Source organism: Pasteurella atlantica (assembly GCF_963693435.1).
Taxonomy (GTDB): Bacteria; Pseudomonadota; Gammaproteobacteria; order Enterobacterales; family Pasteurellaceae; genus Phocoenobacter; species Phocoenobacter atlanticus.
The window spans coordinates 1,219,515-1,232,688 of sequence record NZ_OY856306.1 but is presented as its reverse complement, the minus strand read 5'-3'; the positions used below and the strand labels follow the sequence as shown (position 1 = coordinate 1,232,688).

Here is a 13,174-nt window from a genome sequence, read left to right as displayed (position 1 = left end):
TGTGTATTTTGCCTGAAATTAAAAAGAAAATCACTAGTAAAACTGATTTTTTGTACAGTTATTTTAAAATTATGCGATAATGATCGAATAATTGATTTTTAACCTTTTACTTTTTAAGCTTTTTATATGAAAAACATTGATGTACGTGGGGCAAGAACCCATAATTTAAAAAATATAAATGTGATTATTCCTCGTGATAAATTGATTGTCGTCACAGGTTTATCTGGTTCTGGCAAATCTTCTTTGGCATTTGATACCCTTTATGCCGAAGGACAACGCCGTTACGTAGAATCCCTTTCCCCTTATGCAAGACAGTTTTTATCGTTAATGGAAAAGCCTGATGTGGATCATATAGAAGGGCTTTCACCAGCAATTTCTATTGAGCAAAAATCGACGTCACACAACCCACGTTCAACAGTAGGAACAATCACAGAAATTCACGATTACTTACGTTTACTTTTTGCTCGTGTGGGTGAACCTCGTTGTCCTGAGCATAATACTACTTTACAAGCTCAAACGATTTCTCAAATGGTGGATCGTGTTTTGGAAGAGCCAGAAGGTAAACGTTTAATGTTACTGGCTCCAGTGGTTAAAGCTCGTAAAGGTGAGCATATAAAATTATTAGAAAATCTGACCGCTCAAGGTTATATTCGAGCAAGAATTGATGGCGAAATTTGTGATTTATCGGATCCCCCAACCTTAGAATTACAGAAAAAACATACCATTGAAGTGGTCGTGGATCGTTTCAAAGTACGTACTGATTTAAAAACACGTTTAGCAGAATCCTTTGAAACCGCATTAGATCTTTCAGGCTCAACGGCGATTGTGGCAGATATGGACGATCCAAACGCAGAAGAATTAGTGTTTTCTTCTAGCTTTGCCTGTAAAGAATGTGGTTATTCTTTAACAGAATTGGAACCTCGTTTATTCTCATTTAATAACCCAGCTGGGGCGTGTTCAACCTGTGATGGTTTAGGTATTCAGCAATATTTTGATGAAACAAAGGTAATTCAAAATGCTGAAATTTCATTAGTTAATGGGGCAATTAGAGGTTGGGATCGCCGTAGTTTCTATTATTTCAGTCTATTGAAATCATTAGCTGCACATTACAAATTTGATATTGAAAAGCCATTTAATCAGCTACCTAAAAAGATCCAACATATTATTTTAAATGGTTCAGAAGAAGAGATTAAATTTAATTATATCAATGATAAAGGTGATACCGTTACTCGTACTCATACCTTTGAGGGAGTGTTAAATAATATGGCACGCCGTTATCAACAAACAGAATCTAATTCAGTGCGTGATGAACTGGCAAAATATATTAACAACCGTCCTTGTAAAGCCTGCAATGGTTCTCGTTTATGCAAAGAAGCCCGTAATGTGTTTATTGAAAAAACCAATTTACCTGAGATTTCAGAAAAAAGCATTGGTGAAGCGGCTGAATTTTTTGAAAATCTGACACTTTCAGGTCAAAGAGCCAAAATTGCCGAGAAAATTTTAAAAGAAATTCGTGAGCGTTTACAATTTTTAGTCAATGTTGGATTGAATTATTTATCCCTGTCTCGTAGTGCAGAAACCCTTTCAGGAGGAGAGGCACAGCGTATCCGTTTAGCCAGTCAAATTGGGGCAGGTTTAGTGGGGGTAATGTATGTGCTTGATGAACCTTCTATCGGTTTACATCAACGAGACAATGAACGATTACTTCAAACATTGGTGCATTTGCGTGATTTAGGTAATACCGTAATTGTAGTTGAACACGATGAAGATGCCATTTTAATGGCGGATCATATTATTGATATTGGACCCGGAGCAGGGGTTCACGGTGGTGAGGTGATTGCAGAAGGAACGGCAAAAGAGATTATGCAAAATGAACACTCTTTAACGGGTAAATTCCTTTCTGGTAAAGAAAAAATTGACATTCCAACTAAACGAGTAAAACGTGATCCTAAACGTATTCTCAGTTTAAAAGGTGCATCAGGAAATAACCTTAAAAATGTCAATTTAGAGATTCCTGCAGGTCTATTTACTTGCGTAACAGGTGTTTCTGGCTCAGGTAAATCAACCTTAATTAATGATACCTTATTCCCACTGGCTCAAAATGAATTAAATCGTGCCGATAAACGCAATATTGCGCCTTATAAAAGTATTGAAGGCTTAGCCCACTTCGATAAGGTGATTGATATAAACCAAAGTCCGATTGGGCGAACACCACGTTCCAACCCTGCCACTTATACAGGTGTATTTACCCCAATTCGTGAACTCTTTGCTGGTGTACCAGAGTCTCGAGCAAGAGGCTATAACGTGGGACGTTTTAGTTTTAATGTGCGAGGTGGACGCTGCGAAGCTTGTCAGGGCGATGGCGTAATCAAAGTTGAAATGCACTTTTTACCAGATGTTTATGTGCCTTGTGACCACTGTAAAGGAAAACGCTACAATCGAGAAACCTTAGAAATCCGTTATAAAGGGAAAACCATTGATCAAGTGTTAAATATGACAGTGGAGGAAGCACGAGAATTTTTTGATGCGATCCCCGTTTTAGCACGTAAATTACAAACTCTAGTTGATGTTGGACTTTCTTATATTCGCTTAGGACAAGCTTCAACTACGCTTTCTGGTGGGGAAGCACAACGTGTTAAATTAGCAACTGAATTATCAAAACGAGATACAGGAAAAACCCTTTATATCCTTGATGAACCAACCACAGGCTTACATTTTGCAGATATCAAACAGTTATTAACTGTGTTACACAAATTACGTGATCACGGTAATACCATTGTAGTGATTGAGCATAATTTAGATGTCATCAAAACTGCTGACTGGATTATCGATTTAGGTCCAGAAGGCGGTAGTGGTGGTGGCGAAATTATCGTACAAGGAACACCTGAACAAGTAGCTAAAGATAAAAAATCCTATACTGCACATTTTTTAAAAGCAGTGTTAGAGAAAGGGTAAGGGTAAGAGCAAGATTAAGATCATATATTTGAGTATCCTCCTAGCCTCTCCCCAAAAATGGAGGAAGGATTTTTTATAATTAAGGAAAAATTTTCTTTTGAGTGAAAAGGCTAGAGACTATTCCAATTCCCTCCTCCACTTGTGGGGGAGGGTTAGGGAGGGGGTTAAGGCCAAATGACTGAATCATTTTCATATTTAATAGGAATAACATTATATTCTTTGTTCTTTTGTTGCGTTTGCCATAAATCGTATCGCCACTCTTTACAACTGTCAATTAAGATACCCAATTTTACAAATCATTTAACTTTTTCAAAAAATCTTCAGCATCCATAAATCCGTTAATTCGTTTATGGGGTTGTTCTTGACCTTGTTCATCAAAGAATAAAATAGAGGGTAAGCCTAAAATGTTTAATTTTTTCATTAATTCTTTATTTTTTATAGTATTTTTAGTTAAATCTGCTTTTAAAACAACCATCTGTTGTAATTTTTGTTTTACTTTTGGAGCGGAAAAGGTTTCTTCTTCTAACATTTCACAGGCGACACACCAGTCTGCGTAAAGATCTAACATTATTTTTTGACCTTTATAAGCGGTCACTTTTTGTTGTAAATCTGCAAAACTGTCTACATAAATAACGGATGATGATGATTGTTTTTGTGATGAAATATTGGGATTAAAGAATAAATCTAAATAAGGTTTTGAACTCACTGCTAAACCCATAAATAACAAAATATGTAATAATTTATGCCATATTTTGTTTTTTGGAAGTTGAAAACTTAACCAAGCTAAAAAGACCAAAGCTAATGAAGACCACATAAAAGGTTCAATATACTGTGGCAATATGCGATTTAATAAAAAAATAGGTAAAGCTAACATTACGAAGCCAAAAGCAATTTTTACTTTAATTAACCATTCTCCTGATTTTGGTAGTATTTTATTACCGAATAAGGTAATAAAAATCAATGGGATACCCATACCTAATCCTAATAAATAAAGTGCAGTCCCACCAATAAGAAAATTTCCTGTTTGAGCAACATAGAGCAATGCACCTGAAAGAGGTGCAGAGGTGCAAGGTGAGGCAACTAAACCTGCAACCATTCCCATTACAAAAGCACCTTTTATTGACCCGCCTTGCTGATTTTGACTGATATTATTCAGTTTTTGTTGCCAGTTATTAGGGAGTGTAATATCAAATAAACCAAACATTGAAAAAGCGAATAATATAAAAATAATACTTAAACTAATTAATACAGGAGCACTTTGCAATGCGACTTGAAAAGGTAAGCCAATGCTGACGACAAGCAAGCCCAATAATGTGTAGGTAAGTGCCATTCCTTGCACATAGCTAAAACTTAATAAGAATGCTTTTTTGGTATTGGGTCTATTTTTTTGTCCAATTACGATGGCGGAAAGCAAAGGCAACATTGGCATTACACAAGGAGTAAAGGCTAATCCTAAGCCTAAAATTAAAAACCAAAAGAGAGAAATGGGGTTATTTTCAAGCTGATTAATATCTGTTGAAGCGGTAAGATCTTTTGTGAAATTTGCAAATTTTTGATCAGATGTGACCGCTTCATTTTTTATAAAATGGACAGTTTGTTTTTCAGGAGGATAGCAAAAACCTTTGGTACACCCTTGATATTCAATCGTTAAATTAAAATCAGGTTGTGTTGAAACAGCATTAACATTGATTTCAAGCTGCTTTGTATAAATTTCAGTATTACCATAAAATTCATCAAAATATGGTTCACCTTGAGGAAGTACAATCGGTTTAATTTCACCATTTTCAGGTGTAATACTCATTTTATTTTTATATAGATAATAGTTAGGTGAAATTTGCCACAATAATTTTAATGTATTGGTCTTTTGTTCAGATGAAAAAATAAATGCTTGTTCACTGGGTAAATATTGAGGTTTATTCTGTTTAAATAAATTTGCTGAGCTAGAAAAAGTCAGCACTAAACTTAACATTAAGGTTAAAAATCGAATCAGCATAAGTTTTAAAAGTGTAAAGTTTTTATCAGAAAGCATTTTACTTGGTTATAACATACTTTAGCAATCATTTTATTTGTCCTTAAATTCACCGATAAAAATGGAAAATACTTCATCTAAAACTTTACTTTTTTTCAAAAAATGATACATTGATCACAGTTTTTTATGGAGTGAACTGTGCCTCAATTAAATCTACAATCTCAAGATTATTCGAGTATTTCGCAAATAGATATTGCGATACAGAGAGTTAATGCACTTGATGAATTACGGATAGAGCGTACGCTTACTGCAACCACAAATAATACTGATTTTCAGCACGTTTTCCAGTTACTTACCTTACTTATTCATTGTAATCATCCGAAGTTACCCGCTTATGTACCCTCTGCACCAAAAGGAATTTGGCAATTTTCATTGACCTCTTATCAAAAACAATTTTTAACCAAAAATATTTATGATGATACATTGTTGGAAGTGGATGAACCAAGTTTTGATGCTGTGTATGCAATGGGAAGTACAGGATCAATTTCACAAACCCCTACTTCTGATTTAGATATTTGGGTATGTAGTGAAAAATATTTTAATTTACAACAGCAATCATTAATCGAAAGTAAGTTTAGTTTAATTCAAGAATGGGCAAATAAATTCAATGTAGAAATTCATTTTTATTTAATGAATCCTAATCAATTTAAAAAACAATTTTATTATAATAAAGTAACCAAAGAGAATAGTGGTTCAGCACAACACTTTTTTTTGTTAGATGAATTTTATCGTTCCGCTATTCGTCTTACAGGAAAAAGACTATTGTGGCTTCATCTTTTAAAAGAAGAAGGGCAATCTTATCAAGAAGCCATTGAACAACTTATTTCCGATGGAGTAGATCTTGATGAATGGTTAGATTTTGGGGATTTTTCAGCGCTTTCTATTGATGAGTTTTTTGGTGCGAGTTTATGGCAACTTTATAAAAGTATTAATTCTCCTTATAAATCAGCTATCAAAATTTTATTGCTAGAAAGTTATACAAAAACCTATCCTGAAACAAATTTAATTTCTAAACAATTCAAAAAAATGTTATTGCAAGATAAACGTTCGGATTATCATTTTGACCCTTATTTAGCAATACTTGAGCAAGTTACTGCCTATTTAACTAAAGAACAAGAATTTGAACGTCTTGAAAACATTCGTCGCTGTTTTTATATTAAGGTGACAGAAGGAATACCACAAAATAATGGTAGTTGGCGTTTAAATCAATTACAGGAATTGATTTCAAAATGGCAATGGTCTCCAGAACAGGTGAAAGAATTATCTTGTCGAACAGAGTGGAAAGTTAAACAAGCAATTTTGCACCAACAAACATTGGTTGGTATTTTTATGCAAAGTTACCATAAATTGGTTAACTTTGTGAGACAACAAAATATTACCCCTACTATTCTTTCTCAAGATAGCGACATATTAGTCCGTCAGCTATATTCCACATTTGAAGTTTTACCAGGAAAAGTGACATTATTAAATAATAAAATAAAATGGAATTTAGCGGAGGATGCCCTCACTTTTGTGGAAGCGAAAGCACCTAAAAAAGGATGGTATTTACTGAATCATCCCCCTAAAATTATGTACGATTCTAATTCTCGTTATGTACAACATTTTCCTTATCTTATTCAACTGATTTCTTGGGCGTATTTTAATGGATTGATTACCCCTAAAACGGATTTACATATTATTAGTAAAACCGTTAATTTAGTTCAGTTACGTCAATTTATTGCGGATATTCGTTTAAATATACCTATTAGAGTGCCTTTACCAAGTAGTGAAGCGTGGCATCATCCTAATGAAATACAACATTTAGTGGTAGTCGTTAATTTAACCAAAGATCCGACAAAAGAAATGAATGAGATGTCATTTAAACCTTCATCAAAAGAATTATTTAATTTAGGATATTCTCAACAAAAGGTTGTAGGTAGCATTGGGTTAATTTATCGTAATATGTGGAGTGAAATTAGAACAGAGTATTTTGAGGGTGAAAATGCCGTTTTAGATGCATTAAAGCTTTTATCTAACAAACTTTACCAAAGTACTTTTGCACCTCATTCATTAAATGTATTTTGTTATTCTCGACATTTTAATCAACAATTACAATCTTTAATTAGTACTTTGGTTAACCGTTGTATTGTTATACAAACTGGTGTTAATTATCAAAAACAACTATTAATGCGTTCTGAGATTTCTAATCAAAAATGGCAGTTTTTATTTGAAAATATTGAAGTAGAATCAGAACAAGCGGTAGGATTATCTCAAAAATTTACAGAAAAAGAGCATTTATTAAAAAAACATTTGCTCCCTAAAGAAATTGGAGAGTTTGCGATTGAGGGTTTTACCCAATTCTTTTTTGAAGATCAAACAGAAACTACCTTTAATGTTTATATTTTAGATGAAAAAAATCATTTAGATTGTTATTTAAACTGTAAGGGAAATAAAGATAAAAAAGTGAAACTAATTAATGCCACTTTTGCAGAAAAAAAAGCACAAAAACTCAGCTTTAATTTTCCCCAGTTTTATCAGTTTATTGAAAAGGAGGGAAAAAAACATATTGAACTGTTTGAAAGTATTGCATAATCTTGTAAAATAATTATCATATCGTATTGTTGGAATAACGTTTATTTATAAATGTGAGAAAGTTCACATTTTTGAATATATTTTGAGATTTTTTATAAAAAACTCAGTAAAATTTACACACTTTTAATTTAACTTAATGAGGTCTTATCTATGAATGGTTTATTAAACAGCTTGTTAGGGATTTTTGTCCTTTTAGCAATTGCTTTCGTATTTTCCAATAATAAAAAAGCAATTAATTATCGTACCGTTTTTGGTGCATTGGCAATTCAAATTGGTTTAGGAGCATTAATTCTTTATGTACCAGCTGGACGCGACGCACTAGGAGCTACTGCAACTGGTGTACAACACGTTATTGATTATGGTAACGAAGGGATTAAATTCTTATTTGGTGGTTTAGTATCAGGTAAGATGTTTGAAGTATTTGGCGGTGGCGGTTTTATTTTCGCATTCCGTGTACTTCCAACAATCGTATTCTTCTCTGCATTAATTTCAGTACTTTATTATGTGGGTGTGATGCAAATCGTGATCAAACTACTAGGTGGTTTATTACAAAAAGCATTAGGTACTTCAAAAGCAGAATCAATGTCAGCAGCAGCAAACATCTTCGTTGGTCAAACAGAAGCACCATTAGTGGTTAAACCATTCGTTAACAAAATGACAGAATCAGAATTGTTTGCCGTTATGAGTGGCGGTACAGCCTCAATCGCTGGTGCGGTAATGGCTGCATATGCTGGAATGGGTGTTCCACTAACTTACTTAATCGCTGCGTCATTTATGGCTGCACCAGGTGGATTACTATTTGCTAAAATTATTCTTCCTCAAACAGAGAAATTCCAAGATGAGTTAGAAGCAGTTGATCTAGAAAAACCTGCAAACGTATTAGAAGCAGCTGCTTCTGGTGCAAGCACAGGTTTAGGACTTGCTGCTAACGTGGGTGCAATGTTAATCGCATTTGTTGCGTTAATCGCGTTAATCAATGGTCTTTTAGGTGGTATTGGTGGCTGGATTGGCTATCCTGAGCTTTCATTAAACTTGATCTTTGGTTATGTGTTTAAACCATTAGCTTGGGTAATTGGTGTGCCTTGGAATGAAGCAGCAGTCGCTGGTGAAATGATTGGTATTAAATTAGTTGTAAATGAATTTGTGGGTTATTTAGAATTCCTTAAATATATTGGTCCTGAAACTCCACAAGTATTAACTGATAAAACTCAAGCAATTATCACCTTTGCATTATGTGGTTTTGCAAACTTCAGTTCAATCGCGATTCTAATCGGTGGTATTGGTACAATGGCACCAAATCGTCGTAGTGACATCGCTCGCTTAGGTATGAGAGCAGTATTAGCTGGGTCATTATCTAACTTAATGAGTGCAACAATCGCAGGTCTATTTATCGGACTTGGTGGTGCAATCATTGCTTAATTAGGCGTTTGCATAATTAACATCAACACCACTGCTAGTCAGTGGTGTTGGTATTTTAGGAATTGAAAAAACGATTGCGTTTTTTATTTTTAGTGAAAGTAAGGAAAATAAAATGTCTCAAAAAGAAGTGGCAAAGCAAGCATTATCTTTAATGGATTTAACTACTTTAAATGATAATGATACAGATGAAAAAGTGATGACATTATGTCATCAAGCAAAAACAGAATTTGGTAGTCCTGCTGCTGTTTGTATTTATCCACGCTTTATACCTGTAGCACATAAAACATTAAAAGCATTAGGTTTAGACGTAAAAGTGGCAACAGTGACTAATTTCCCTCATGGTAATGATGATGTTAACATTGCAGTAACAGAAACTAAAGCCGCAATCACTTATGGTGCTGATGAAGTGGATGTCGTATTTCCATATAAAGCATTAATCTCAGGTAATGAACAAATTGGCTTTGAATTAGTCAAACAATGTAAAGCTGTATGTAAGCAGGCGAATGTTTTATTGAAAGTTATCATCGAAACAGGCGAATTAAAAACAGAACAACTTATTCGTAAAGCAAGTGAAATTGCAATCAATGCAGGGGCAGATTTTATTAAAACATCAACGGGTAAAGTACCCGTGAATGCAACCTTAGAATCTGCAAGAATTATGTTAGAAGTTATTCGTGATTTAAATGTGGCAGATAAAGTCGGTTTTAAAGCGGCTGGTGGTGTAAAAACAACCGCAGAAGCTGAACAATATTTATCATTAGCGGCAGATATTTTGGGTAAAGATTGGGTAAATTCAACTCACTTCCGTTTTGGTGCATCAAGTTTATTGGTTAATTTATTAGCAACATTAAATGGAACAGAAGAGCAATCGGTGACAGGTTATTAATTACAAAATAATTTTGTAAATTTATAATGAAATCATACCGCTTAAACTTTTTATTACAAACTAAATGAGGAAAATAAAATGGCAACTCCACATATTAACGCACCAGAAGGTGCATTTGCAGATGTAGTATTAATGCCGGGTGATCCACTTCGTGCTAAATATATTGCAGAAACTTTCTTACAAGATGCAAAAGAAGTAACCAATGTTCGTAATATGCTTGGTTATACGGGAACTTACAAAGGACGTAAAATCTCTGTAATGGGACACGGAATGGGTATTCCATCTTGTTCAATTTATACTAAAGAATTAATCACAGAATACGGAGTAAAAAAAATTATCCGTGTTGGTTCTTGTGGTGCAGTACGTGAAGATGTGAAATTACGCGATGTTATTATTGGAATGGGTGCTTGTACCGATTCAAAAGTAAACCGTATACGTTTTAAAGATCACGATTTCGCTGCGATTGCAGATTTTGATATGACAGTAGCAGCAATTCAAACCGCTAAAGCCAAAGGTGTTAACGTTCGTGTTGGTAACCTTTTCTCTGCTGATCTTTTCTATACCCCAGATTTTGAAATGTTTGATGTAATGGAAAAATATGGCATTTTAGGTGTTGAAATGGAAGCGGCAGGTATCTATGGTGTGGCTGCAGAATTCGGAGCAAAAGCATTATCGATTTGCACAGTTTCAGACCATATTCGCACAGGTGAACAAACTACGGCAGAAGAACGCCAATTAACCTTTAATGATATGATTGAAATTGCATTAGAGTCAGTTTTATTAGACGACTAATTTTTTATTTCATATTTATAATAAGGTATAGTAAACAAAATAGTTGGTAAAAAGTGGGAAAAAGCCTTACATTGTAATGCTTTGCCCCACTTTTCTTAAAAAGAAATAAATAATCCAACTGCTTCAAAATAAGTTCACCCCTTATTTAATCTGACCCACCAGTTGCTTTCAATTAAAAATAATCATATTTGCTTATTCATAATTTTGAATGATAGCATTATTCTCCCCTACTTCTATAAATAGCCTTCTAAATTTTCAAAAAAAACAAAACAACGTGTTCATTTTTATACCTCTTGATTATCTAATAAACAAATAGGTACTTCCAGATAATTTTTTTAATAAAAGTGTGATCTTGATCTCTAATCTACTGATTTTTAAACAAAAAACCCTTGACATCGTGCGGGGGGGGGGGGGGGGGGGGGGGGGGGGGGGTAACATATAATACTGTTTATTGTCAATACATTATTTTTCATTTATTGGGTTATTTTGAAAAATTTTTCAATGCGACACAACCTGACGTGATTAGGTTATTCGCCTTTGTTAAATTATCTTCATTGATTCACAACATAGTGATTATATTATGAATAAAACAGAAAAATTAGCACGAAGAATTAGTCGAATACTTGTTTACCTTAATCAAGGTAAGCGTCTTAATATTGATGACCTAGCGAGTGAATTTGATATAACATCTCGTACTATTCAGCGAGATTTTGAACGCTTAAGTTTCTTAGAATGGGAAGAATATGGCAATGGTTATTATAAAATTAACCGTAATAAAATGGGATTTTTAAGTGATGAAGATATTGACCGTTTTTCATTATTTGCCAGTATTTCTAACCTATTTCCTAAAATTGATCGTGATTTTTTTCAAGAAAAATTAACCCAAAGTGTACAAATTAAAGGCTTTCAATATGAACAAATCAATCATCTTGAAAAAGAGTTTAATTTACTGAAACAAGCCATTGATAATCATCATTTTGTGAGTTTTAAATACACAAAACGTCATCCAAGCGGTCAGATCGAGAACAAATTTTACCAAATTGCCCCTTATAGCTTAATCAATAAAAATGGCGTGTGGTATTTAATTGGTACCGATCACGACAAACAAAAAACATTCTGTTTTACTCAAATCACCGCGTTACAACGGCTAAATAATACATTCACACCAAATAATCAATTATTAAATGAAATTAAAAAGAATGACAGTATTTCATTTGGTAATCAATTATCCGAAGTGGTCGTGCAAGTATCCGCCTTTGCCGCCCCTTATTTTACAAGACGCAAATTATTACCCAATCAAGAATTAGTGCGTAAATTGGAAAACGGCGAATTATTACTAGCGTGCAAAAATGTGCATTCCCTAGATATTGTACCCATTGTGCAATATTGGATTCCTCACTTAACCATCATTAGCCCAGCTGAACTACAAACTGAAATGGTTAAGAAATTACAGCAATATATTGCAGAAAGTATTTAGGAGAATTTGATAACAATTAAATTACAAATTAAAAATCAAAAATATTTAACAAGATTGAATTTCAATCAAAAGACAACAATCAAACTGATTACAAAAAAGAACTAATTTTATTAACTTATCAAAGGAGCAATAACTATGTCCCAATTAAACAAAAGTCAAATTAATGAAACGCTGGATAAATTATTAGAAAGCTTACCTAGTGAATTTCAAGAAGCAATAAAATCAAAACTAGAAGAAACCATTTATTATACTCCCACTATTGGAATAATGGGGAAATCGGGTGCAGGAAAGTCATCACTAATTAACTCCATTGTAGGACAAAAAATTTGTGAAACTAGTGGAGCTGCAGGTTGTACAAGAGAAGATAAAGAAATCATTGTTCCTGTTGGAAATCGAGAATTAAAATTTGTTGATTTTCCTGGTGTTGCAGAGAATAACCATAGAAACAGTGAATATACTCAAATGTATGCTGATCGTTTAAAAGATTTAGATATCATTTTATGGGTAATTAAAGTGGATGATCGTGCAAATGTAAATGATGAACAATTTTATAATTGGCTAACGAAATATTATAAAAAAGAGCAAATTTTATTTGTATTAAGTCAAGTTGATAAAGCGGAACCATCGAGGGGATGGAATTATGATGCTTATCAACCAAGTGAGCAACAATTAAAAATTATTGATGAGAATAAACGCCGAATTGAAATCGATTTTGATGTTTCCCCTAATTTAGTTATTCCTGTTGCTTGTGATTATTATGAAAACAAGTTTGATCGTTACAATATAGAAACCCTAATTTCTCGTATTATTAAACAAGTGCCAAAAGAAGCTAAAAGTAGTTTATTATCAAGTATTGATAAAAAGAATGTTTCAACAGAAGCTAAAAAAGATGCGAAAAGTGGCTTCCGCTCTGTTGTTGAAGATATTATTGATGTTGTCATTGACTATATCCCTGTGCCAACACCTGTAAAAACAGTGGCAAGAGCAGCCAAAGAATGGGTTGCTGAAAAAGCAGAAGCAGTTTGGGATTGGTTCTTCGGCTAGG

8 protein-coding genes are annotated in these 13,174 nt (G+C 33.7%); 7 read left to right on the top strand and 1 reads right to left on the bottom strand.

Annotation, left to right across the window (positions count from 1 at the left end; all coding sequences use genetic code 11):
• Positions 1-126 precede the first annotated feature (126 nt).
• Entirely contained in the window at positions 127-2,955 is a 2,829-nt protein-coding gene (gene uvrA / locus U9966_RS05830; protein ID WP_306347102.1) for an excinuclease ABC subunit UvrA, read from the top strand.
• A gap of 289 nt (positions 2,956-3,244) precedes the next feature.
• On the opposite strand, the gene U9966_RS05825 is transcribed toward uvrA, so the two are convergent.
• Positions 3,245-4,948 carry a protein-disulfide reductase DsbD gene (locus U9966_RS05825; protein ID WP_306347141.1) on the bottom strand — a complete coding sequence of 568 codons (1,704 nt, stop codon included), beginning with the start codon at positions 4,946-4,948 and terminating at the stop codon, positions 3,245-3,247.
• A 174-nt stretch (positions 4,949-5,122) separates the two neighbouring features.
• Here U9966_RS05825 and U9966_RS05820 point away from each other — a divergent pair, with 174 nt between their 5' ends.
• The 6 genes from U9966_RS05820 (at position 5,123) to U9966_RS05795 (ending at position 13,173) form a co-directional block, all read left to right on the top strand.
• The gene (locus U9966_RS05820) at positions 5,123-7,555 is read left to right on the top strand and encodes a class I adenylate cyclase (protein WP_306347101.1); all 2,433 of its coding nucleotides are present in this window, start codon (positions 5,123-5,125) and stop codon (positions 7,553-7,555) included.
• 150 nt (positions 7,556-7,705) lie between these two features.
• A complete protein-coding gene (locus tag U9966_RS05815) occupies positions 7,706-8,974 on the top strand; it encodes a NupC/NupG family nucleoside CNT transporter (RefSeq protein ID WP_306347100.1) in 1,269 nt (422 codons plus the stop codon).
• A 112-nt stretch (positions 8,975-9,086) separates the two neighbouring features.
• Complete coding sequence (gene deoC, locus U9966_RS05810) at positions 9,087-9,860, top strand: deoxyribose-phosphate aldolase (RefSeq protein WP_306347099.1); 774 nt, start codon at positions 9,087-9,089, stop codon at positions 9,858-9,860.
• A gap of 78 nt (positions 9,861-9,938) precedes the next feature.
• Positions 9,939-10,652, top strand: coding sequence for a purine-nucleoside phosphorylase (gene deoD, locus U9966_RS05805; protein WP_306347098.1), 714 nt, complete (start codon positions 9,939-9,941; stop codon positions 10,650-10,652).
• Positions 10,653-11,232: 580 nt separating this feature from the next.
• Positions 11,233-12,129 carry a helix-turn-helix transcriptional regulator gene (locus tag U9966_RS05800; protein ID WP_306347097.1) on the top strand — a complete coding sequence of 299 codons (897 nt, stop codon included), beginning with the start codon at positions 11,233-11,235 and terminating at the stop codon, positions 12,127-12,129.
• A gap of 135 nt (positions 12,130-12,264) precedes the next feature.
• A complete protein-coding gene (locus U9966_RS05795) occupies positions 12,265-13,173 on the top strand; it encodes a GTPase family protein (RefSeq protein ID WP_306347096.1) in 909 nt (302 codons plus the stop codon).
• Position 13,174 lies beyond the last annotated feature (1 nt).